Here is a 21654-nt window from a genome sequence, read left to right as displayed (position 1 = left end):
ACTATCCATTGGCCGATCGGGAACAGCCACATTGCGAAGGAGTCACGTCCTCGGTGCCGGCCTTCCACCGTCCGACGTCTCGATATTTAATATTTATCAGCGCGTCACACCGCGCTCAGGCAGTCGGCAACCAGGTGCGAGGAGGCCCAGTTGCCCATGATCCGGCCACAGCACGCGCCCGGGGACGCCCTGCACGTCAGCACCCGCGATCCCGAGGTCGCCCGGGAGCACGGCAGCAAGAACTTCGCGCGGCACGAGGTGCGGCTGGCCCCCGGCCACCAACTCGACTTCCGCCTCGATGTCGCCCCGTCGGCGCGCGTCACCCTGGGGCGGCTGAGCTACGGCGCCGACACCAGGCTCACGGTTCCGCCGATGCGGCGTTGCTATCACGTCAACATCCCGCTGAGCGGGTCGAGTTCGGCCCGGCAGAACGACGCGCGGGGCGACTCGGCGCCCGGCCGGGCCGGGGTGGCCTTCGTCCCGGACGCGTCGCTGCGGGTGCACTGGAGCCCAGACGCGCGGCAGTACGTGATGCGGTTCCCCCGGGAGCTCCTGGAGGCCCACGCGGCGAAGCTCGCCGGGCTCCGCGCACCGGAGCCGATTCGTTTCGCCCTGACGTTCGACCTGGCGGGGGGAGCGGGCCAGGCACTCGTCGCGACCACCGGTTTCCTGTTCACGGAGCTGGCCCGGCCCCATGGGCTGGCCACCATGCCCGCGGCCTGCCAGGAGCTGGAGGCGGCGCTGATGACCCAGCTGCTGACGGCGGTGCCCAGCCAGCTGAGCCCCGTCCTGTACGGCACCCCGCGGCCCACGCGGAGGTCCAAGGTCCGTGAGGTGATGGACTTCATCGACGAGCATCCGTCGGCGACGACGAGCACGACCGACCTCGCGGCCATGGCGGGCGTCAGCGCACGCGCCCTGCAGCTCGGTTTCCAGGAGGCCGTGGGCATGTCCCCGACCACCTATCTGCGCAACGTCCGGCTCGACCGGGCGCACCTGGAGCTCACGTCCGGGACCGGCGGTTCGGTGACGGAGGTGGCGGCGCGCTGGGGGTTCTTCCACCCCAGCCGTTTCGCCGGCCGGTACCGGGAGCGGTTCGGCGTGCTGCCGTCCGAGACGGCGCGCGGCACCCGCCCCTGAACGGAGCGGATGCCGCGGTGGGGCCGGTGTCCCCGGCGTCAGCCGTCCGTACGGCCGACCAGGCGCATGACGTCGCGGAAGTCCTCGACCGTCTCCAGGTTCAGGACGGCTTCCACCACCTGCTCGACGGCGGCCTCAGGGATGACCCCCTCGGCGTGGCCGCGGAACTTGGCCACCAGCTCGTCGTTGGTCATCGCGGTCCCGGGCTCCGGCGACTTGCTGCCCTTCGGGTAGCGCCGCTCCCCCGTGAAGGTCGTGCCGCGCGCCGCGACCTCGATCCTGGCCGGACGGCTGGCGGCGTTGCCGGAGAGCAGCTTCACGTAGTCCGGGTGCACCTCGTACGTCACCTTGTCCATCAGGCCCATGACCGAGTCGCCGAAGACCAGGTCGGGGTCCTGCCACGCCTTGGTGGGCGGCACCCGGTGCGCCCCCACCGCGAGGCCGTGGGCGATGCTGAACTGGGCGTCGTGGACGTGCTCGATCCTGCGGTTGACCCACAGGGGCTGCTCGACGAAGCCCTCGACCCAGGCCTTGATCCCGTGGATCTCCTCCGGCTTGATGTCGTTCTCCGTCACGATCTCGGTCAGGGAGTCGAGCAGCGCGTGGAGGATCCGGCAGTGCGGGTACGGCTTGTACGCCTGCTCGGCCGGGAACCGCCAGTCACTGCCCAGCGCGTCCGTGATGACGTCCGGCTCCCAGCGGCTGGTGCCGATGAAGCGCGGGAACCCGAACTCGCGGTCGTCCAGCACCCGCAGGTCTCCGCGGTGGCCCAGCTCGCCCAGGTGGGCGGCGGTCAGCGCCGCCTGGGTCAGTGCGCCGGCCAGCAGGTACTTGATGGTGGAGGTCGGGGCGTGCTCGCTCCAGGAACGGAAGGAGTTCACGGGGGCGATGCTCCCCGCGATCCCGAGGGCGTGCGCCAGGACACCCGGGTCATGGGCCTTCAGCTTCCCCACGGCCGCCGTGGCCCCGAAGACCGTGCTGCTGTAGCCGTAGACCGGCGGCGGGGTGACCTTGCCGTCCTTGAAGTCGCGCAGGTAGTCCATCGCCTTGCCGATCCGGTACGACATCTCGTGCGCGACGGCGACGGCGGTGAGGACGTCCTTGCCGGACGCGCCCACGCTCTCGCCGACGGCCAGGGCGCCCGGCAGCACGTACGGGGTGACGTGGCCCGGGGGCAGCACGGCGTCGGCGTCGAGGGTGTTGATCAGCTCGCCGTTGGCGAAGGCCGCGCCGAAGACCGAGACCCGGTCACCGGTGCCGATGATCGTCGCGTCCCCGCCGGTGCCGCCGGTCATACGGCCGTACTGGATGCCGATGCGGCCCTTCGGCTCGTCGACGGCGCCCAGGGCGCAGCCGAGCGAGTCCAGCACGATGCGCCTGCTCTCGTGGACGACGTCCGCCGGCAGCCGGTCGTAGGTCGTCGCGGCGGTGAACGCCGCGAGTTGCTCGACCAGGGTCTTGTCGCTCATTGCTCAGTCCTCTTTCTCGGTGGTGGGACGACGGCTCAGGAGGCCTGGGGCCGTGCGTCCGCGTAGGGGCGCGCCGGCGTGCCGTGGTGCCAGACGGTGGTCCGGCCGCGGGTGTAGGTCCTGAGGACCTCCGCGCCGTTCTCGCGCCCGTAGCCGCTGTGCTTGTAGCCGCCGTACGGCGCGCTCGGGTGGATGGTCCGGTAGGTGTTGACCCATACGGTTCCGGCTTCCAGGCCGCGCGCCAGGCGGTGGATCGCCGTCAGGTCCTCGCCCCAGATCTGCGCGGTCAGCCCGACGTCGAGGCCGTTGGCGCGGGCGAGCACCTCGTCGAGGTCGTCGTAGGCCAGCACTCCGACCACCGGGCCGAAGATCTCCTCGCGTGCCGCGACGTTGGTGTCCTCCAGGTCCACGAGAAGCGTCGGCTCGAAGAAGTGGCCGCCCGCGTGGGGGCCCTCCGTGCGGGCGCGTCGGCCGCCCGCCAGCAGCGTCGCTCCGCCCTCGACGGCCCTGCCGACCAGGTCCTCCATGCGGGCGACCTGCTGGGCGCTCACCACGGCCCCCATGTCGGAGGACGGCGAGAAGGGGTCGCCGGGCCTGATGCGCCGGGTGGCCGCCGCCATCAGGCCCGCCAGTTCGTCGGCGCGCCGGCGCGGGACGAAGACACGTGAACCGGCGGCGCAGCTCTGCCCGCACTTGACGAAGTTGGAGTGCAGCAGGTGGGGGACGACCCGGCCGAGGTCGACGTCGTCCAGCAGGATCACGGCGTTCTTCCCGCCCAGCTCCATGGTCAGGGGCTTGGCGCCGTGCGCCGCGGCGTCGATCACGCTCCGGGCCCCGCGCAGACCGCCGGTGAAGACCACCGTGCCCACCTCGGGGTGCCCGACCAGGGCCGGGCCCGTGACGTGGCCGCGGCCCGAGACGACGCTCACGACGCCGGGCGGGATGCCGGCCTCGACCGCGAGCTCCGCCATGCGGAAGGACGACAGGGGGCCCAGCTCCGGCGCCTTGAGGACGAAGCAGTTGCCGGTGGCGAGGGCGGGTGCCGCCTTCATCCCGAACATGAGCATGTTGCCGTTGAAGCTGTTGATGCCGGCCACGACGCCGTAGGGCTCCCGCGTGATGTGCGCGACCCGGTCGGGACGGGCCGGGACGCTTTGGCCCTCGGTCTTGTCGGCCAGTCCGGCGAAGTACCTCAGCCACCGGGCGGCGCTCGCCACGTCGGCGGCGGACTCGCGGTAGAGGTGGCCCACGTCGGTGGTCTCGATGCGGGCCAGCTCGTCCTGATGCTCCATCAGGACGTCGGCCCAGCGGACCATCAGGCGGGCGCGTTCCAAGGGCTCGACGTCCCGCCACCCGTCGCGGAACGCGGCGGCCGCGCCGGTGACGACGGCGTCGATCAACTCCTCGTCGGCCTCGCGGACCTCGGCGTACGTCACGCCGGTGGCGGGGTTCTCCAGGGGCAGCCACTCCCCCCGGCCGGTGTAGCGTCCGGCGCCGACCGCCTCGGCGCGAATCAGCTGCTCAGGCATGGGCGGGCCTTTCGGGGTCGGTGCCGGACCCGGTCCTCGTCAGGGGCGGGGTCCGCTCGGACAGGGGCGTGAGGTCCCATACGACCGCCTTGGTCCGGGTGTTCTCGTCGAGGGCGTCGAGGCCTCCTGCCGCGCCGTACCCGCTGCCGCCCCAGGGGGTCATGGGGATCTCGGGCGAGAGGGCGTCGTGGGTGTTGATCCACACGGTGCCCACCTCCAGCCGGCCGGCCAGCTCCTGTACGGCGCCTGCTTCGCGGCCCCAGATCTGGGCGATCCCGCCGGAGCGCGTCGCGTTCGCCTCCGCCGCGGCCGTCCCGGCGTCCTCGAACGAGGAGACGGTCAGGACCGGACCGGCCACCAGCCGCGCGCGCAGGGGGTTGGCCGGCGTGGCGTCGGTGACCACCGTGGGTTCGAAGTACGCTCCCCCGTCGGGCCGCGGTGCCCGCCGGCCGCCGGTGCGGACCCGTGCGCCCGCGGCCACCCCGGCCGCCACCGCCGTCTCGACCCGGTCCCGGGCGTCCTCGGAGACCAGTGGCCCGATGTGCGTTCCGTCGGCGAGCGGCGGTCCGATCCTGAGGCGCCGCGCCAGGGACACGGCCGCCTCGACGAACTCCTCGTACAGGGAGACGTGGACGTGGACGTGGGCGGCGCCGTACCAGTTCTGGCCCGCGCAGGAGAAGCGGGAGTACAGGACGCACGGCACTGCGGTGCCCAGATCGGCGCCGGCCAGGACGAACGCACTGTTGCGGGAGGCCAGGCCCACCGTGAGCGGGGCGACCGGTCCGGCCGACGCCCGGATGATCTCCCGGCCGTCCTCCGCGGAGCCGGTGAAGGCGATCATGCCGACCTTCGGATGCCCCGCCAGGTACGGTCCCGTCCCGCCCCGCCCGGTGAGCACGGCGACGGCCTCGACTCCGGCGCGCTGCGCCAGGTGCGCCATCAGCGTCGGTCCGAGCGGGGCCGTCGGGTCCGCCCCGAGGACGTAGCCGTTGCCGCACGCCAGTGCCGGCGCCGACTGCCGGGCGAACATCGACAGGGCCGAGTTCCAGGAGTTGAGGCCCGCCACCACACCGTGGTGTTCGCGGGCGGTGTGGCCGAGGTGGCCCGGGATGCCGCTCAGCGTGCGGCCGTCGACCTTGCCGACGAGCCCGGCGTAGTAGCGGACGCAGTCCACGGCCCGGTCGACGTCCGCCGCCGCCTCCCGGCGGAGCGCCCCGCTCTCACGGGCGACGAGCTCGGCGACCGTGTCACGGTGTTCGTTCAGCGCCTGCGCCCACCGCAGCAGGGCCTCGGTGCGGGCGTGGACCGGCAGCGCGCCAGCGGGCCGCGGCGTCACCGACCGTGTCGACGACGGTGTCCACGTCCTGCTCGCCGCAGTCCGCGACGGTGAGGACGACCTGCCCCGTCGAGGCGTCCGTGACGTCGAGGAAGCTCCCCTTCGCGGGAGGGGCGAAGGCGGCGCCCAGCGGTATGCCTACGGGGTTGACCAGTGGTGATGTATGCACGTCATGGGACCTTCCAGTGACAGAGAGCGCGGGTGGTGTCCGTCCGAAGGTTCAACGGAAGAAAGGAAACATGATGCATGATATTTCTTGCCTCGCCCGATGTCACCGGTCCGGCGCCTCGGACCGGTGGCCTTGACAATCCGGGGACCTCGTCCGTCACATGTCTGTACGGTCGGCCACGGCGCCGACGGAACGAGGTCACCGATGCAGCACACGCCGCTCCACGGCATCCGGGTCCTGGAGGTCGGGGGCTACATCTCCGTGCCCTACGCCAGCTCACTGCTGTGCGCGCTGGGCGCCGAGGTGGTCAAGGTCGAGAAGCCGGGCACCGGCGAGGACTTCCGGCGCCGCAGGAACGACCGCAGCGCCTACTTCGTCCAGTACAACGCGGGCAAACGCTCTCTCGCGGTCGATCTGAAGCGCCCCGAGGGCGTCGACCTCGTGAAGGCGCTCGTCCCGCGCTTCGACGTCGTCCTGGAGAATCTGCGGGCCGGCAAGCTCACCGCCCTCGGTCTGGGCCCGGACGTCTGCCGCGCACTGCGGCCCGACCTCGTGTACGCGTCGGTCACCGGCTTCGGCAACGGCGGCCCGCTCGCCGGGCGCCCCGCCTACGACACCATGGGCCAGTCGTTCGGCGGCCTCTACTCCCTGCTCGGCGACGCCGGCTCCCCGCAGCTCTCCGGGACGGTCCTCGCCGACCTGATCACCGGGGTCTCCACCGCCACCGGCGTCCTGGCGGCCCTGGTCGGCAGAAACAGCACCGGTGGGCAGCACGTGGAGACCTCCGTCATGGAGGCCGTCAGCACCCTCACCGCCGACGCGGTCGGCCAGTACGCCGAGGACGGGGGCCGGGACCCCAGCCGCCGGAGCCGGCATCCCCAGGCCCAGAACTTCTGCCTGAGGACCGCCTGCGGGCAGGACATCACCGTCCATCTGTCGTCCTCGCAGAAGTTCTGGCGCGGCCTGCTGGCGGCGATGGACCGGGCCGACCTGGGCGAGGACCCGCGCTTCGCCACCTATCCGGACCGCGAGCGCAACTACCCGGAGCTCGTGGACCTCGTGAGTGCGGAGTTCCGCGCCCGGCCGGCGGCCGAGTGGGAGAAGCGGCTCACCGACGCGGACGTCCCGTTCGCCCCGGTCCTGACCGTGTCGGGCGTGCTCGACCACCCGCAGACCCGGTGGCTGGAGCTCTACGAACCGGGCGCCGACGGCGTCGCGCTGCTGCGCCCGCCGTGGCGGTTCGACGGCACCCGGCCCGGTCGCGGCGATCCCGCCCCGCGCGTCGGCCGGCACACCCGGGAGATCGCCGGCGAGGTGTACGACGCCGCGCGCGTCGAGGAGCTGCTCGCGGCGGGCGTCCTCTTCGCGGAACCCTGACCACCTCGCCCCGCGGCGGAGTGTGCCGGGCGCACCGCGGTCTCACGCCGCGCCCGCGCCCCTCTCGTCCGCGGGGCTCCGGGTGACGTGCGGGCCGGGCAGCAGCTCCGGGTTGTGCTGGCCGACCTCGGGAGCGGGTCCGGGCTCCAGCCGTGCGCCGTCGACGACGATCGGTGACTTGGGGGCCAGGTGCGGTCCCACGCCGGGCTGGTCGACCACGGCGAACAGATCGCTCTCGCGCAGTGCGGCACCGCCGTCGCGGCCGAGTTCCTCGAAGCTCCGGTAGCGTTCCCACAGGATCCGGTGCCGGTCCAGGACCTCCGCCGCCTTGGCATACGGCGTGACGCCGAACCATCGCGCCAGGAGGGTCGAGATCAGCTCGCGGTGTTCGTAGCGCTGCGACTCGCTGGAGAAGTCGGTGTCCAGGGCGTCCGCCAGGCCCTCGAACGCGGCCGTCAGCCCGGTGGCGGCGAGCAGCTTCTCCCAGTGGCGCTTCGTGAGGATCACCAGCATGACCCGCTCCCCGTCCGCGGTCACGAAGTCGCGGCCGTACGTACCGAAGACGTCGTTGCCCGACTTCGTACGCCGGTGGGATGTGACCTGCGCCTCGGCCAGATAGCCGAGATTCCCCGCGGTGGCGAGCGCGACGTCCTCCAGGGCGAGGCGGATCTCCCGGCCCCGTCCCGTGCACAGGCGTTCCCGCTCCGCGGCGAGCAGTCCGACGGCGAGGTACAGCCCGGCCGCGATGTCCCAGGCGGGCAGGACGTGGTTGACCGGCGACGCGCTGTCCGGTGCCCCGGTGATCATCGGGAAGCCGGTGGCGGCCTGGACGGTGTAGTCGACACCGGCGCCTCCCCCGGCACGCCCCTCCAGCAGCACGTGGATCACGTCGCGGCGGCGGGCACTGAGTTCCGCGTATCCGAACTCCGGGTAGCGGTCGCTGTTGCTCACCACGGCGCAGGGTCCGCCCCGCACGATCAGGTCCGCCACGCGCCGGCGGTCCTCGGCGCTCTCCATGTCGACGGCCACGGCGCGCTTGCCCTTGTTCAGCCCCGACCAGTACAGGCTCGTGCCCGAGTCTGCCAGCGGCCACCGCGTGCGGTCGGCCGCGCCACCGAGAGGTTCGACCCGCAGGACGTCGGCGCCCAGCTGGGCGAGCGTGAGTCCGCACAGCGGGGTGGCGACGTAGCTCGACAGCTCGACCACCCGCAGCCCGGCCAACAGGCCCGATCGCGAGCGCGGTTCTCCAGGAGACACTGCTGATCCTTTCCGGCCGCCGGAAACCGGCGGCGCACACGTCGTACAGGGGGCGGGGCAGGACTTCGTCGGGGGGACGGATCGTGCTCGTCGCTTCCCGTGCGGAGGACGTCAGCCGCGGGACGGGGTCCAGTGCCGCATCAGGTCGCGCAGGTTCACGGGCTCGGCGCTCGGGGCGGCGGGCCGCCTGCCGGGCGTACGGCTGAATCGCGGTGCCGGGGACGGGTGCAGGACGTCGCCGACCCGCTGGAAAGTGCCGCGCGCGCGGTTGTGCGGGTCCTCGGCCGCCTCGTCGAAGGAGAGGACGGGGGTGACACAGGCGTCGGTGCCGGCGTAGATCTCCGCCCACTCGGACCGGGGCCGGGACTCGATCGCCGTGGCGATGAGTTCGCGCAGCTTCGGCCATGCGCCCCGGTCGTCCTGGTCCGGCCAGTCCGTGACGTCCACGCCGAGGCGCGAGGTGAACTCGCGGTAGAAGTCCGGCTCCAGGGCGCCCACCGCGAGGTAACGTCCGTCCGCGCACCGGTAGGTGTCGTAGAACGGGGCGCCGGAGTCGAGGTGGTTGGTGCCGGGCTCGTCGTCGTACAGGCCGGCGGCGCGCAGTCCTTGCAGCTTCGCCGTCAGCAGGGCCACGCCGTCGGTCATCGCGGCGTCCAGGACCTGGCCGCGTCCCGAGGTCCGTGCCTCCAGCACCGCGCACACGATGCCGTACGCGGCCATGGTCCCGCCGCCCGCGTAGTCGCCGAGCAGGTTGACGGGAGGCCTGGGCGCCTCGCCCCGGCGGGCCATGGCGTGCAGGGCTCCGGACTGGGCCACGTAGTTGATGTCGTGGCCGGCCGTCCTCGCCAGCGGTCCGCTCTGGCCGTAGCCGGTCAGGCGGGCGTAGACCACGGCGGGATTGCGGTCCAGCACCGTCTCCGGCCCGAGGCCGAGGCGTTCGACCACCCCCGGGCGATAGCCCTCGACGAAGACGTCCGCGGCCTCGGCGAGCCGGAGCACCGACTCCACGCCGTCGGGGTCCTTGAGGTCGACGGCGACGGTGTCCACGCTCCGGTTGGCCAGGTCGTGCTCCTCCCGCATGCCGTCGGTCTGGCTCAGCTCACGGCCGGGGCGGTGGGCCGGCCTGGCCACCCGGACGACGTGGGCGCCCATGTCGGCCAGGAGCATGCCCGCGAAGGGGACGGGCCCCATGCCGGCGAGCGCCAGCACGCGCACACCGGTCAGCGGGCCGCTCATCCGCGGTCACCGGCGGGCACGCCGCCCCGGTCCCCGGTACCACCGTCGTCCTGCGTGCGGATCACCATGTCGCGCATCCCGTCCTCGTGTTCTCGTGCGGTCGCGGACGCGTCCGGCGCGTCCCGGGGTGGTGCTCCCCCGGGTTCGCACCGGACCGTCGTCCCGGTCAGGAGGCCGCCCGGGGCGACGCCCGGGCCCGCCCGGTCAGTAGGCCCTGGGCAGCCCGAGCGCCTTGGTGGAGATGTAGTTGAGCACCATCTCCTGCGAGAACGGCGCGTTGGGCAGCAGCCGCGCCTCCCGCCACAGCCGCTCGACGTGGTACTCCTTCGCGTACGCGAAACCGCCGTGGGTCTGCATCGCCCGGTCGCACGCCTGGAAGCCGGACTCGGCACCCAGGAACTTGGCGGCCGCCGCCTCCTTGCCGCAGTTCTGCTCCGCGTCGAAGAGCCGGGCGGCGTTCAGGCAGACCAGCTCGGCCGCCTCCAGCCGGATCCAGGAGTCGGCCAGCGGGTGGGCGACGGCCTGGTTCTTGCCGATGGGCCGGTTGAACACGACGCGCTCGTTGGCGTAGGTGCTCGCCAGGTCGAGGGCGGCGCGGCCGAGACCGATGCCCTCCATCCCCACCACGATGCGCTCGGGGTTGAGGCCGTCGATCAGATAGCGGAAGCCCTGTCCGACCTCGCCGACCACCTCGTCGTCGCCGACCTCGAGGTTGTCGATGAACAGCTCGTTGGAATCGATCGCCGCACGGCCGAGCTTGTCGATCTCCCGAACGGTGATCCTCGAACGGTCGAGGTCGGTGAAGAAGAGGGTCATGCCGTCGAGCGGCTTGCTCTCGTCACGCGGGGAGGTGCGGGCCAGCAGCAGGATCTTGTGCGCGTTCTGCGCGTTGGTGATCCAGACCTTCTGACCGTTGACCACCCAGCCGCCGTCGACCTTCTCGGCCTTGGTGCGGATGCGGGAGGTGTCCACGCCGGCCGTGGGCTCGGTGACGCCGAAGGCCATCAGGATCTCGCCCTTGGCCAGCTTGGGCAGGTACTTCCGCTTCATCTCCTCGGAGCCGTACCGCAGGATCGGGGCCGGCGGGAAGACGTAGAAGTGGATGGCCGAACCGCCGCTCATACCGGCGCCGGACTCGGCGATCTCCGTCATCATGACGGCCGACTCGGTCACCCCGAGCCCCAGGCCGCCGTACTCCTCGGGGATCATCGCGCCGAGCCAGCCGCCGTCGGCGAACGCCTTGACGAACTCCCAGGGGTACTCGTGCTTCTTGTCCTTCTCCCGCCAGTACTCCAGGTCGAAACGGCGCGCCAGCTCGCGCACCGACTTCCGGATCAGCTCCAGGTCGCCGGGGTCGGTCGTGGCCATCAGTGCTCTCCTTCGTAGACGGGAATGTCGTCCAAGGGGGTCAGGGGGTCGAGCGACGAGAGGTCGCCCGTCGGGGCTCCGAGATGGCGAGCGCGGATGGCACGGCGCATGATCTTGCCGTTCTTGGTCTTCGGCAGCGTCGCCACCACGTGCAGCGTCGGGGCGAAGGACCGGCCGACGTTGCGCACCGCGGTGGCGGTGACGTCGTCCAGGTCTCCGTCCGGGGCGCCGGTGACGACGAAGGCCACCACGCGCTGCCCGCGCTGCTCGTCCGGGACGCCGATGACGGCCGCCTCCACGATCCTGCGGTCCTTCAGCAGCGCCGCCTCGATCTCGGCCGGGCCCACCCGGCGGCCGGACACCTTGATGGTGTCGTCGGAGCGGCCGTGGATCCGCCAGGTTCCGTCCTCGTCGACGCCCGCGAGGTCGCCGTGCACCCAGACGCCGTCCCAGCGGTCCCAGTAGGTCTCCAGGTAGCGCTCGCGGTCCTGCCAGAAGGCATGGGTCATGCCCGGGAAGGTGTTGAGCACCGCCAGCTCGCCGATCTCGCCGACGGCGGGCTTTCCGTCCTGGTCCAGGACCGCGAGGTCGACTCCGGGCAGCGGCCCGTTGAACGAGGCCGGTGCCATGGGCAGGAACGGGTAGCTGTTGAGCAGGCCGCCGCCCACCTCGGTGCCGCCGCTGTAGTTGATGATCGGCCGTCGGCCCTCGCCGACGGTCTCGAACAGCCAGCGCCAGGTCGGCTCGTCCCACGCCTCGCCGGTGGAGACGAACGCCCGCAGGCTCGTGAGGTCGCCGAAGGTCCCGTCACTGGCGGCCATGACGGCGCGCATGGCCGTGGGGGCGACGCCCTGCACGGTGACGCCGTTGCGGTCCACGATCTCCCAGAGCCGCTTCTCGCCGGGGTGGTTGGGCACCCCCTCGGTGAACACGACGGTGGCGCCGAGCTGCAGACCGCCCATGATCATCAGCGGGCCCACCAGCCAGCCCATGTCGCTGATCCAGGCGATGACGTCGTCGCCGTGCACGTCGAACCCGTAGCCGAAGTCCGTGGCGGCCTTGACCGCCAGACCCCCGTGGGAGTGCACGATGCCCTTGGGCGCACCGGTGGTGCCCGAGGTGTAGACGATGGTCAGCGGGTCGTTGGGGTCGGTGGCGACCGTCTCGACCGGCGCCGGGGCCGGCTCCAGTTCGTCCCAGTAGACGTCCCGGCCCGCACGCATGTCGACGCCGTCGGCGAGGTGGCGGACCACCACGGTGTGCCTGACCGTGGGCGCGGTGGCGAGCGCCTCGTCGGCAGTCTGCTTGAGCGGCACGCGCTTGCCGCGCCGGGTGGTGCCGTCGGCGGTGACCAGGAGCACCGCCTCCGAGTCCCGCAGCCGGGTCGCGAGCGCCTCGGCCCCGTACCCGGTGAAGGCGGGAACCGAGATGGCGCCGATCATGGCGCAGGCCAGGAAGGCGACGGTCGCCTCGGGGACGACCGGGAGGAAGAGCACGACCCGGTCCCCGCGCGTGACGCCCAGGCCGGTGAGGTGTGCGGCGAAGCGCCGTACCGCGGAGTCGAGCTGCGCGTAGGTCAGGGTTCGCCGCTGGCCGCCGTCGCCCTCGTAGACCACGGCGGTCTTCCCGGCGAGCGGCCCCCTCGCATGGCGGTGGGAGCACACGTGGGCCGCGTTGAGGGTCCCTCCGGTGAACCAGCGCGGGAACGGCTTGCCGTCGCCGTCGTCCAGGACCCGCTCGAACGGCTCCGTGAAGGTGATGTCGAGGTCCTCCACCACGGCCCGCCAGAACCACTCCGGGTCCTCGACGGATGCCCGGTGCAGGTCCTCCATGGTGTCGTAGCCCCAGCTCCGCATGGCGGTGAGCAAGCGGCTGCGCTCGCGCTCGGCCTCCCCGGGCACCCAGACGGGGTGGGGCGGCCTGCCGAACGGACTCGTGTTTCGCATACCGGCTCCTCTCTGCGGGCCGCGCCCTCAAGAGGCGGCGGACGCCGCCTTCTCGGCGGCGGACCGCTTGAGCATCAGGCCGACTCGGCGCGCGTCGCAGACGACCTCGTCACGCTGGTTGATGCCGAGGTGGCGGAAGGTGACGATCCCGGAGTCGTCGCGGCTCTTGGACTCACGCTTGTCGACGATCTCGGTACGGACGTGGATCGTGTCGCCGTGGAAGACCGGCTTGGGGAACTTGATCTCCTGGAAGCCCAGGTTGCCCAGCGTGGTGCCCTGGGTCGTCTCCGGGACGGTGATGCCCGAGACCAGACCGAGAATGAACAGGCTGTTCACCAGTCGCTGGCCGTGGATGCTGTTCTTGCTGTACTCCGCGTCGAGGTGGAGCGGCGCCAGGTTCAGCGTGAGGGTGCTGAACAGGACGTTGTCGGTCTCGGTCACCGTGCGCCGTGTGGCGTGCTCGATGACGGCACCGGGCTCGAACTCCTCGAAGTAAAGGCCGGCCATGGGAATCCCTTTCGCTGTGAGTACCAAGCCAGGAGAACATACAAAATATATTATGCATAGGCAAGACTGGTCGGCAGCTCACAGAGGGCGCGCGGCGCTCGCGGGCAGTGACGGAGGGTCTCATGGCAACCGACGACGCGACATGGCACCGGGACCGGGCCGGTGGACGCCAGGCCCTGCCCATGGAGGTGGCGAGCCGGGTGCGCGAGCTGATCTTCTCGGGCGAGCTGCGGCCGGGCGCGTTCCTGCGCGTCGAGCGCATCGCCGAGGCCGTCGGGGTCAGCAGCACACCGGCCCGCGAGGGCCTGCTCATCCTGCGCAGCGAGGGACTGGTCCAGCTCGTCCCGCACCGGGGCTTCACGGTCTCGGCGTTCAGCCGGCAGGACGTGCGCGATCTCTTCTGGGTCCAGGCGCAGTTGTCCGCGCAGCTCGCCCACCGGGCGGCGCGGCGGATCACACCGGAGCGGATCGCCCGGCTGGACACCGTGCTCGTCGACTACCAGACGGCCGTCGACGCCCGCGCGGAGCAGCGCATCGCCGACCTCGGGCACGTCTTCCACCGGGAGATCAACCTCGCGGCGGACGCGGGCCGCCTCGCCCTGCTGCTCCGCTCCGCCGTCCGCCATCTGCCGAACCGCTTCTACGCCGCGATCGAAGGGCAGGTCGCCGCGACCCGGACCGAGCACCCCGAGCTTCTCGACGCCCTGCGCCGGCACGATTCCCGCCACGCCGGGGAGCTCATGCGCCACCACATCCTGACGGGCGCCGACCGGCTGATCGAGGTGCTCGAGGACCGCGGCCTGTGGCTCGCACAGGGGGACTCGTCCTGATCGGCTGCGTGTCGGCGGTGCGCGGCTGCGGATTCGCCGGTGATTCGACCGGGAGGGGCATCAAGTAGGCCACATTATATATAGTGTTCACTCAAGAGGGCGGGTGTGGCCGACGCAGCTTCCGTGCGCTCGCCTCGCGCCCGATCGCGCCCTCCGACACCGATCGAGGACAGCCTCCATGACCGCTCCCCTCCCGGCCGGCGAACGCACTCCTCTTCGCACCGCCGCTCTCTCCGTGCCCGTCACCGCGGCGCTGGGCTGCCTGGCCACGACCGCGGCGGTCTGGGCGGCGCCGAGCGAGGTCAGGGTCCCGCTGGCCCTGGCCGGTGGCGCGGCCGCCCTGGTGCTGTGCGCCGCGGTCGCCCTGGCCGTGCACGGCATCCTCTCGGCGCGGCTGACCCGCCGCCGCCTGGAGAGTGCGCGGCAGGACGTGGCCCGTCTGCTCAGGGATCAGCGGCGGGGCGTCGAGGAGTCCACCCGGGAGCGCCACCGGCTGCTGGAGGAGTTCGCGCGGGAACGCGCCCGCGTCGGCGAGGAGCTCGACCGGGAGCGCGCCGAACTCGCCGACGCGATGACGTCCGAACGCTCCGCCCTCACCGGGGAGTTGCTCGTCGAACGCGAGCGCATGTCCGCCGAGTTCGCCCGGATCACGGCGCACCGAGCGCCGGGAGCCGGCGGCAGCGGTCCGCGCTGTCCTCCGGGGCGCTGGGCAGCGTCGGCCTGACCGAGCTGCGGCGTCAGACCGAGCGGCTGGCCGACGAGCTGATCGACGCGGTGTGCGGCTCCGGCGAGGCGGACCTCGTCGCCGACTACGCGATGCAGCTCCCGATGCGGGTCGTGTCGGTTCTGTGCGGTTTTCCCGACGAGCAGGGGCCGGGCCTGGTGACCGCGCTCAATGACCTGATGGACGGCCAGGAGCGGGCGAACGACGGCCTGACGCACCTGATCGCCTCCACCACCGAACTCATGGACGCCCGCAGGACGCGTTCGGCGGACGACATGGTCACGTGGATGGTCGCGCAGAGCGGCGACCTCACCGAGCAGGAAGTGCTGGAGGCCGTTCTGGAGATCGCGGTCGTGGCCCATCAGTCGACCGCCGACTGGATCGGCAACTCGCTGCGGCTCATGCTCACCGACGCGCGCTTCGAGGCCTCCCTGTTCGGCGGCCGCAGCAGTGTCACGGACGCCATGACCGAGGTCCTGTGGGAGGACACGCCACTGCAGATCTGGTCCGGCCGCTGGGCATCGCGCGACACGTACCTGGGCGGCAGGCACATCCGCGCCGGCGACCTGCTGCTGCTCGGCCTCCAGGGTGCCAACCAGGGCCCCCACGTACGGACTCCGGGGGCCGCGCAGCACGGCGGCAACAACGCGCACTTCTCCTTCAGCCACGGCGCGCACCGCTGCCCCTTCCGCGCACAGGAGATCGCGGAGGTCATGGCGGGAACGGCCATCGAGGTGATCCTGGACCGGCTGCCGGACATCGACCTGGCGGTTCCGGCCGAGTCCCTGACGCGGCGCCCGTCCCCGTGGCTGCGCGGGCTGACGGCACTGCCGGTGGTGTTCACGCCCACTCCGTCGCTGCGATCACGCGGCTGAGCGGCCCCGTTCCGTGCCGCCGACAGCGGGAGGCCCGCGCTATATGATGTTGGCTGAGGCATCAGGCTGACAGTGGGGACGGGACCATCCATGGCGCGCGACCGCGACTCCAGGCGGCAGCAGCTCTCCGAGGAGGTGGCGAGCTACGTTCGCGAGCTGATCATCTCCGGTCGGGTACGGCCGGGTGAGTTCCTGCGCATGGAGCCCATCGCCGAGGCCGTCGGGGTGAGCAACACCCCCGTGCGGGAGGGTCTCCTCTCCCTGAGCAGCGAGGGCTTCATCGAGCTGGTCCCGCGCCGCGGCTTCGTCGTCACCGCCTTCTCCCGGCAGGACGTGCGCGACCTCTTCTGGGTGCAGGCCCGGCTCAGCGGCGAGCTGGCGGCCCGTGCGGCGCAGAAGATCACCCCGGAGCAGCTCGACGAGCTGGACAGCATCATCAAGCAGCAGGACGACGCCGCCCAGGCCGGCGACGAGGAAGCCATGGCCGAACACGGCCACGCCTTCCACCGGCTGATCAACCTCGCCGCCGACTCCCAGCGCCTGGCCCTCCTGCTCCGCTCCGTCGTCAAGCACCTGCCGAACCGCTTCTACAGCAGAATCGAGGGCCGTGCGGCCGCCATCCGCGAGGAGCACCCGCTCATCGTCGAGGCCCTGCGCCGGCGCAGCTCTCGCGTGGCCCGGTCGCTGATGGAACAGCACACCCTGGACAGCGCGGATCACCTCATCGAGATGCTGGAGGCCCGCGGTCTGTGGCAGGACTCGGACGAAGAGGCCTCCTGAGCGGCTCGCGCCTCCGCCGGACGCCGCGACTCGACCTCTCCGCCCGAATTCACGATTGAATCGTGAACGAAGGGGGAAATTCCTCCGAGTGAATGGAGCTGTTCCCCCGTCGCTGCAAGACGGGGGAACAGCTGCATTTCATCGACTTCGGGTGAGGAGCGGGGAGGCGTCACCCGTCGAACGGTTCCCGTCAGCCGATGTCGACCCGCGTCGCGGCGCGGGACTTCTCGCCGCCGTTGCAGGAAACGACCTGGCCGTTGAAGACCCGGGTGCTGGAACAGCCCTCGTTGTCCGTGACGGTGACCGTGACCGTCCGCGACCCGGCCTTGGTGAACGTGTGGCTGGTCTCGGGCGTCCTGGTCGTCCTGATGGTGCCGTCGCCGAAGTCCCAGTGGTAGCTGACCACGGAACCGTCGGAGTCGCTGGAGTCGGAGGCGGAGAAGACGCCGGTCAGGTCCGGGGTGTCGACGGTGTCCACCTCGGCGACCGGCCCCTGGTTCGGGGTGATCACGCTGGACGGCCCGTCCGCGAAGAACACCCCGGAGTCCACCGCCCGCTGACCGGTCGGCGCCACCCTGCCGTCGGTCTCGTCGACGTCGTAGGTGTGCACCCTGGCGGACAGGCCCAACTGCAGCACGTCGATCAGGAAGAGCCGTTTCGCGTCCGGGCTGTGCACGACGCGGCCGGGCATGCTGAAGGCCGGGCCCGGGTAGGGCGAGCCGGAGAGCGGGGTCAGCGCACCGTCGCCGGCGATCGAGAAGCCGGCGATCTTGTTGCTGCCGGCCTCGGGGAGGTACATGCGCTTCGAGTCCGGGGTCACCGCTCCGCCGTGCGGCAGGTCGCCGGTCGCGTAGGGGGAGCCGGGGGTCGGGGTGAGCGTGCCGTCCTCGGCGATGGCGTAGCCCGAGGTGTTGGCGCCCTGTTCGTTGGTCGCGTACAGGAAGCGGCCGTCGGGCGTGATGTTCGGCAGGGCCGGGCCCTTGCCGGTGGCGAGCGGTTCCCCGATCCGGGTCGGGGAGCCGTCGGCGCCGATCCGGAAGGCGGTCACGGTGTTCGACGTGAAGCTGGTCGCGTACACGAAGCGCCCGTCCGCGGAGACGACGGGTTGGCTGAGGAAGCTCGTCCCGGGGATCGTGGCCGGGGCGCCGGTCTTCGTCAGGGCACCCGTCGAGCCGACCGCGAGGGTCTGGACGGTGCCGCTCTCCTCGCCGCCAACCGTGGCGAACAGTCTCGAACCGTCCGGGGAGAAGGCCACCCCCACCACCGCCGCGTCGTACTCGGCGTAGGCGCCGGGGATCTCGGTCAGGGCACCGTCGGCGCCGATCGCGTACCCCTTGACCGACTTCTTCGAGAGACTGGCGACGTAGGCCCTCTTGCCGTCGGGGGAGACGACGATCGCGAAGCCCGTGTCCCCGGCGAAGGGCGAGCCCGGCGCCTTGGACAGCGTGCCGTCGCCCGCGACACCGAAGACGCCGATGTTGCCGGTGCCCGTGCCGCCGACGAGCAGGAAGCGGCCCGGGACGGAACCGGACGCGGAGGCCGCCGCCCCGGTGGCGGTCGTCCCGGCGGACGGCGCACCGGCCGCACTGGACGGGACCAGCCCGACGGTGGCGGCCAGCGCAGTCACGGCCGAGGCGGCCAGCGCGGTCGCGTTGACGCCGATGCCCCACATCACCTGGGCGAGCGCCCCGCGCCGAGGGACCGCGTACGCAGCAGGTCCAGGTCCATCAAAGGCTGCGGCGTCCGGCGCTCGGTGACCAGCAGGGCGAGTACGCACAGGGCCGCGCCCGCCAGGCAGTGCGGCACAGGCGGGGCGAGGAACGAATGCTCGCCACCTCGTACGAGTCCGTAGGTGAGCAGCAGCGGAGCCAGCGTCGACAGCACCACGCCCGGGAGGTCCAGCCGGGTGAGCAGGCCGGACGGCGGTCGCTCGCGTGGGGCAGGAACGGCCGCGGTGAGCGCGAGGGCCAGCGCGCCGAACGGCACGTTCAGCAGGAACACCCAGCTCCAGCCCCAGGGCTGGGTGACGAGGCCGCCGACGGCGGGGCCCGAGGCAAGTGCCACGGCGACAGTCGCCGTCCACAGGCCGATGGCCGGCGCGCGGCGTCGCTCGGGCAGGTCCGCGGCGACGACGGCGAGTGTCGCCGGAATGACAAGAGCGGCACCCGAGCCCTGCACGGCGCGGGCCGCGATCAGCGCCCCGCCGCTTTCGGCGAGGGCCGCGGCGGCCGAGGCCGCGGTGAAGCGGCGAGACCGGCGGCGAGGACGCGGCGCCGTCCGAGCAGGTCGCTCAGCCGTCCGCCGGGCAGCAGGAACGCGCCGAACGTGAGGGCGCAGCTGCTGGCCACCCACTCCAAGCCGACGACGGAGAGGCCCAGTTCGCTCTGGGCGGTGGGCAGCGCGACATTGATGACGGTGTTGTCGAGGGTGGTGACGAACCCGGCGACCAGGACAAGCAGTGTGGCAAGGCGTGTGCGGCCCAAGGCCGGCTCCTCGTGTGGATGGGGGCCGCCCGCCCGGGGCACGGGGTCAGGGCGCGGATCCACTGTTTTCGGCCCGCTGGCGCCGCGACGAACGGCCATGTGCGGGGGCCAGGCCCTCGCCTGCCGGTGTGGGTGGGTGAACTGGGCGGGATGGCAGCCCGCCGCCGCTCATTCCGAGCACCGCTCGTGATTGAGGTCGAGGGAAGCTGACGAGTTTTCGGTCATTCCCTGGATCGAATCGACCGAACCTAGCCCTACCGAGGTCAACATATATTATGTTTCCTTTCCCTCTCTCGGAGGCCCCCATCCCCCAACTGCGTCTGGCGGTTGCCCTTCCTCTGCTTCCTCTGCTTCCTCTGCTTCCTCTGCTTCCTCTCGGAACTCCCCCATGTGCCTCACCCACTGGAGCCGTAGCATGTCCGAAGAAGAGCCCCCGCAGACGCCCTGCTCACCGATCACCTCGCGCACTGGGCCGCCGTGAAACCGCACACCCGGGCCTTCACCTTCGCCGACTTCCCCGAGGCCGACTCCCGAGGCCGCCACCACTCCCTCACCTGGCGCGCCACCCACCTGGTCGGGCGGCCGCCGCTGACCTATCCGACCTGGTGGAGGAGGACCACAGCAGCCCGGCTCCTGCGGACCTGTGAAACATCCGTCAACACGATCGCCCAGCGGGTCGGGTACACCTCGCCGTACGCCTTCACCACGCTTTCAAACGCCAGTACGGCACGATCCCGGGCACTTACCGACGCGCCACACCGGCTCAAGAGGATGATCACGCTCTCCCGTACGCATGCTTGACGCTCGGCCGCACTCCAGGCGGGGTGCGGCGAGACGTGCGCCGGCGGACGGGCTATGCACCGTCGTTGCCGTCGCGCAGGGAACGAATCATGCTCTGCAGGCTGCGGAACGCGCTTGACTGCTCGGCCTCGGTCATGCCGGCCAGCATTCTGACCTCGACGGACCGGACCGCCACGGTCGCCTTCTCCAGACTCCGTCGGCCGCGCGGCGTGAGCCGCGCGGGAAGAACCTTCCCGCGCGGCGCCTCCGCGGGCCTGGTCACGTAGCCGTCTCGCTCCAGGGTCTGGAGCAGCACGTTCATCGTCTGCCGTGTCACGAACGCGCCACGCGCAAGCTCGGAGTTCGACAAGCCCGGCCGTTGGGCCAGCAACTCGAGGCAGGAGTAGTGCGTCACGCTCATCCCGAGTGGCCTCAGCACCTCCTCCATCGCCGCGCGCAGGGCGCTCGAAGCCTCCTTCAGCAGGTAGCCCAGTGATTTGTCCAGGTCGACGCCGGCATCGTTTTGACTCATGTCAGTATTCTGACATAGATTGACCTGTGTCAGTAACCTGACACGAAGAAGAGGAGCATCACCATGCCCGCCACCGGCCCCGACTTCATCTCGCTCCAGGTACGCGACCTCGACGCTTCGCAGGCGTTCTACGAGCAGTACCTCGGCCTCGTCCGACCGCAGGCCGGACCTCCGCACGCCGTGGTCTTCGAGACGAAGCCGATCGCGTTCGCAGTCCGCGAGGTCGTGCCCGGCACCGATCTGGCGTCCGTCGCCCAGCCCGGCATCGGTGCCGCGATCTGGCTCCACGCCACCGGCGTCCAGGCCATCCACGACGCTCTCGTCGCCGACGGACACGCCATCGTCTCCGCACCGATCGACGGCCCCTTCGGCCGGACCTTCACCTTCACCGACCCTGACGGCTACCACGTCACTCTCCACGACCGCGCCTGATGCCCGGGTAGCGGGTGGAGGCCGAGGTCGAGGTCTTCCGAGGACGAGGTTTCCAGCCCGCTCGTCCGGAAGACCTCGGCTTGGCAGTGGTCCGCCAGCAGCCTCACCCCGACCACGCGGGATGCTCTTCTCGTCGGCGTCGCCCGGCCAGGGCACCTGTACCAGAGGCCACTTGGACCGGAAAAGCGCAACGTGGACATGGACCGCGGAGGCAGCTACCTTCACCTGGCCTTCGGCGGCCGCCCACGATCAGCGCATCCTGACCAGGGAGAGACGCATGCCCCAGCTCGCTCTGTACACGTTCGGCGTCCTCAAGTCGCCTCTCGCCCATCCCGCACCCCTCACGCGCGAGTTCTACGACATTGGTGAAGCCGTCTACCCGGAGTTCAGTCAGCACCCCGGATACCTCGCGCGTGCCGAAGTGGCAGACGGCGCCCCGGGCGTGCTCTTCGAGGCGGACTGGGGCGCATGGGGAAAGTTCACCGTACCGGCCTGGTACGGCAAGGGCCGTACGTCGGACACCACGGCCCTGGCCGCGACCCTCTCCCTCTGGACCGACCTGGGCTCCGCCTTCGACGCCGTCTACACCGGTCTGCACCGTAAGGCGCTGAACAGGCGTTACGACTGGTTCGAGAGGACAGGGCACCCGAGTCACGTGTTCTGGTGGGTCGCCGACGGCGTGATACCCACCTGGCAGGACGGGGTCTCCAGGCTGGAGCACCTCCACGACCACGACTCCGCGCCCGACGCCTTCACCTTCCACTACTCGTTCGCCCCGGACGGAACTCCAGCCAGCATCAAAGACGTCGGGCTGAAGAACGACCAGGTTCGCTGACGGTGCTTGTCGCGAGGTGCCACGTCGAACCGTTGAACCAGCTCGTCGC

20 protein-coding genes and 1 pseudogene are annotated in these 21654 nt (G+C 71.4%); 9 read left to right on the top strand and 12 right to left on the bottom strand.

The genetic code is table 11. The annotated features are described in order from the left end of the window. Positions 1 to 156: 156 nt before the first annotated feature. On the top strand, positions 157 to 1140 hold the full coding sequence (locus ABS735_RS17440; protein WP_373905251.1) for an AraC family transcriptional regulator: 984 nt from the start codon (positions 157 to 159) through the stop codon (positions 1138 to 1140). 38 nt (positions 1141 to 1178) lie between these two features. Here the strand turns inward: ABS735_RS17440 and ABS735_RS17435 are convergent, their stop codons facing one another. From ABS735_RS17435 to ABS735_RS17425, 3 genes are read right to left on the bottom strand one after another with little or no spacing between them, the layout of a single operon-like run. Further along, entirely contained in the window at positions 1179 to 2609 is a 1431-nt protein-coding gene (locus ABS735_RS17435; protein WP_373905252.1) for an MmgE/PrpD family protein, read from the bottom strand. 35 nt (positions 2610 to 2644) lie between these two features. Continuing rightward, positions 2645 to 4138 (bottom strand): aldehyde dehydrogenase family protein, encoded by a 1494-nt coding sequence (locus tag ABS735_RS17430; protein WP_373905253.1) that lies wholly within the window; start codon positions 4136 to 4138, stop codon positions 2645 to 2647. Then, positions 4131 to 5474, bottom strand: a complete 1344-nt coding sequence (locus ABS735_RS17425) for an aldehyde dehydrogenase family protein (protein ID WP_373905254.1) — start codon at positions 5472 to 5474, stop codon at positions 4131 to 4133. Before ABS735_RS17425 ends, ABS735_RS17430 begins: the two co-directional genes overlap by 8 nt. A 373-nt stretch (positions 5475 to 5847) precedes the next feature. Here ABS735_RS17425 and ABS735_RS17420 point away from each other — a divergent pair, with 373 nt between their 5' ends. Then, complete coding sequence (locus tag ABS735_RS17420) at positions 5848 to 7020, top strand: CaiB/BaiF CoA transferase family protein (RefSeq protein ID WP_373905255.1); 1173 nt, start codon at positions 5848 to 5850, stop codon at positions 7018 to 7020. Between the two features lie 42 nt (positions 7021 to 7062). Here ABS735_RS17420 and ABS735_RS17415 read toward each other — a convergent pair whose 3' ends face one another. The 5 genes from ABS735_RS17415 to ABS735_RS17395 all read right to left on the bottom strand — a co-directional run bounded on the left by ABS735_RS17415 (position 7063) and on the right by ABS735_RS17395 (position 13334). Further along, positions 7063 to 8277, bottom strand: a complete 1215-nt coding sequence (locus ABS735_RS17415) for a CoA transferase (protein WP_373905256.1) — start codon at positions 8275 to 8277, stop codon at positions 7063 to 7065. Positions 8278 to 8388: 111 nt separating this feature from the next. After that, entirely contained in the window at positions 8389 to 9513 is a 1125-nt protein-coding gene (locus tag ABS735_RS17410) for a CaiB/BaiF CoA transferase family protein (protein WP_373905257.1), read from the bottom strand. 204 nt (positions 9514 to 9717) lie between these two features. Then, entirely contained in the window at positions 9718 to 10881 is a 1164-nt protein-coding gene (locus ABS735_RS17405; RefSeq protein ID WP_373905258.1) for an acyl-CoA dehydrogenase family protein, read from the bottom strand. Continuing rightward, positions 10881 to 12827: an AMP-binding protein gene (locus ABS735_RS17400; RefSeq protein ID WP_373905259.1), complete on the bottom strand. Its 1947-nt coding sequence runs from the start codon at positions 12825 to 12827 to the stop codon at positions 10881 to 10883. Before ABS735_RS17400 ends, ABS735_RS17405 begins: the two co-directional genes overlap by 1 nt. 27 nt (positions 12828 to 12854) lie before the next feature. Next, the gene (locus ABS735_RS17395; protein ID WP_373905260.1) at positions 12855 to 13334 is read right to left on the bottom strand and encodes a MaoC family dehydratase; all 480 of its coding nucleotides are present in this window, start codon (positions 13332 to 13334) and stop codon (positions 12855 to 12857) included. A 122-nt stretch (positions 13335 to 13456) separates the two neighbouring features. Between ABS735_RS17395 and ABS735_RS17390 the strand changes: the two genes are divergently transcribed. The 4 genes and pseudogenes from ABS735_RS17390 (at position 13457) to ABS735_RS17375 (ending at position 16543) form a co-directional block, all read left to right on the top strand. Then, positions 13457 to 14164 carry a GntR family transcriptional regulator gene (locus ABS735_RS17390; RefSeq protein ID WP_373905261.1) on the top strand — a complete coding sequence of 236 codons (708 nt, stop codon included), beginning with the start codon at positions 13457 to 13459 and terminating at the stop codon, positions 14162 to 14164. 178 nt (positions 14165 to 14342) lie between these two features. Beyond that, on the top strand, positions 14343 to 14888 hold the full coding sequence (locus ABS735_RS17385) for a hypothetical protein (protein WP_373906232.1): 546 nt from the start codon (positions 14343 to 14345) through the stop codon (positions 14886 to 14888). Next, positions 14840 to 15763, top strand: a pseudogene (locus ABS735_RS17380) (cytochrome P450 family protein); the annotation flags it as partial. The gene ABS735_RS17385 and the pseudogene ABS735_RS17380, both read left to right, overlap by 49 nt. Before the next feature lie 90 nt (positions 15764 to 15853). Further along, positions 15854 to 16543: a GntR family transcriptional regulator gene (locus tag ABS735_RS17375; RefSeq protein ID WP_373905262.1), complete on the top strand. Its 690-nt coding sequence runs from the start codon at positions 15854 to 15856 to the stop codon at positions 16541 to 16543. Positions 16544 to 16733: 190 nt separating this feature from the next. On the opposite strand, the gene ABS735_RS17370 is transcribed toward ABS735_RS17375, so the two are convergent. From ABS735_RS17370 to ABS735_RS17360, 3 genes are read right to left on the bottom strand one after another with little or no spacing between them, the layout of a single operon-like run. After that, complete coding sequence (locus ABS735_RS17370; protein WP_373905263.1) at positions 16734 to 18215, bottom strand: beta-propeller fold lactonase family protein; 1482 nt, start codon at positions 18213 to 18215, stop codon at positions 16734 to 16736. Then, positions 18215 to 18721, bottom strand: coding sequence for an MFS transporter (locus ABS735_RS17365; protein ID WP_373905264.1), 507 nt, complete (start codon positions 18719 to 18721; stop codon positions 18215 to 18217). Before ABS735_RS17365 ends, ABS735_RS17370 begins: the two co-directional genes overlap by 1 nt. A gap of 14 nt (positions 18722 to 18735) precedes the next feature. Continuing rightward, complete coding sequence (locus ABS735_RS17360; protein WP_373905265.1) at positions 18736 to 19026, bottom strand: MFS transporter; 291 nt, start codon at positions 19024 to 19026, stop codon at positions 18736 to 18738. 477 nt (positions 19027 to 19503) lie between these two features. Between ABS735_RS17360 and ABS735_RS17355 the strand changes: the two genes are divergently transcribed. After that, positions 19504 to 19827, top strand: a complete 324-nt coding sequence (locus ABS735_RS17355) for a helix-turn-helix transcriptional regulator (protein WP_373905266.1) — start codon at positions 19504 to 19506, stop codon at positions 19825 to 19827. A gap of 52 nt (positions 19828 to 19879) precedes the next feature. Here ABS735_RS17355 and ABS735_RS17350 read toward each other — a convergent pair whose 3' ends face one another. Next, positions 19880 to 20338, bottom strand: a complete 459-nt coding sequence (locus tag ABS735_RS17350) for a MarR family winged helix-turn-helix transcriptional regulator (RefSeq protein WP_373905267.1) — start codon at positions 20336 to 20338, stop codon at positions 19880 to 19882. 63 nt (positions 20339 to 20401) lie between these two features. On the opposite strand from ABS735_RS17350, the gene ABS735_RS17345 reads away from it, so the two are divergent. Together ABS735_RS17345 and ABS735_RS17340 are read left to right on the top strand one after the other, a co-directional pair. After that, positions 20402 to 20770 (top strand): VOC family protein, encoded by a 369-nt coding sequence (locus ABS735_RS17345; RefSeq protein ID WP_373905268.1) that lies wholly within the window; start codon positions 20402 to 20404, stop codon positions 20768 to 20770. Positions 20771 to 21047: 277 nt separating this feature from the next. Continuing rightward, complete coding sequence (locus ABS735_RS17340) at positions 21048 to 21605, top strand: DUF3291 domain-containing protein (RefSeq protein ID WP_373905269.1); 558 nt, start codon at positions 21048 to 21050, stop codon at positions 21603 to 21605. Positions 21606 to 21654: the final 49 nt, after the last annotated feature.

It is taken from the genome of Streptomyces sp. MMCC 100 (genome assembly GCF_041538145.2).
GTDB lineage: Bacteria > Actinomycetota > Actinomycetes > Streptomycetales > Streptomycetaceae > Streptomyces.
This window is presented reverse-complemented; position numbering and strand designations above follow the sequence as displayed.

Excerpts from the sequence above, each read along its gene's own strand:
- ABS735_RS17370 (WP_373905263.1), bottom strand. The coding sequence starts at position 18,215 with ATGTGGGGCATCGGCGTCAACGCGACCGCGCTGGCCGCCTCGGCCGTG.
- ABS735_RS17390 (WP_373905261.1), top strand. The coding sequence starts at position 13,457 with ATGGCAACCGACGACGCGACATGGCACCGGGACCGGGCCGGTGGACGC.
- ABS735_RS17405 (WP_373905258.1), bottom strand. The coding sequence starts at position 10,881 with ATGGCCACGACCGACCCCGGCGACCTGGAGCTGATCCGGAAGTCGGTG.
- ABS735_RS17435 (WP_373905252.1), bottom strand. The coding sequence starts at position 2,609 with ATGAGCGACAAGACCCTGGTCGAGCAACTCGCGGCGTTCACCGCCGCG.
- ABS735_RS17420 (WP_373905255.1), top strand. The coding sequence starts at position 5,848 with ATGCAGCACACGCCGCTCCACGGCATCCGGGTCCTGGAGGTCGGGGGC.
- ABS735_RS17345 (WP_373905268.1), top strand. The coding sequence starts at position 20,402 with ATGCCCGCCACCGGCCCCGACTTCATCTCGCTCCAGGTACGCGACCTC.
- ABS735_RS17340 (WP_373905269.1), top strand. The coding sequence starts at position 21,048 with ATGCCCCAGCTCGCTCTGTACACGTTCGGCGTCCTCAAGTCGCCTCTC.
- ABS735_RS17400 (WP_373905259.1), bottom strand. The coding sequence starts at position 12,827 with ATGCGAAACACGAGTCCGTTCGGCAGGCCGCCCCACCCCGTCTGGGTG.
- ABS735_RS17395 (WP_373905260.1), bottom strand. The coding sequence starts at position 13,334 with ATGGCCGGCCTTTACTTCGAGGAGTTCGAGCCCGGTGCCGTCATCGAG.
- ABS735_RS17440 (WP_373905251.1), top strand. The coding sequence starts at position 157 with ATGATCCGGCCACAGCACGCGCCCGGGGACGCCCTGCACGTCAGCACC.
- ABS735_RS17385 (WP_373906232.1), top strand. The coding sequence starts at position 14,343 with ATGACCGCTCCCCTCCCGGCCGGCGAACGCACTCCTCTTCGCACCGCC.
- ABS735_RS17375 (WP_373905262.1), top strand. The coding sequence starts at position 15,854 with ATGGCGCGCGACCGCGACTCCAGGCGGCAGCAGCTCTCCGAGGAGGTG.
- ABS735_RS17410 (WP_373905257.1), bottom strand. The coding sequence starts at position 9,513 with ATGAGCGGCCCGCTGACCGGTGTGCGCGTGCTGGCGCTCGCCGGCATG.
- ABS735_RS17350 (WP_373905267.1), bottom strand. The coding sequence starts at position 20,338 with ATGAGTCAAAACGATGCCGGCGTCGACCTGGACAAATCACTGGGCTAC.
- ABS735_RS17430 (WP_373905253.1), bottom strand. The coding sequence starts at position 4,138 with ATGCCTGAGCAGCTGATTCGCGCCGAGGCGGTCGGCGCCGGACGCTAC.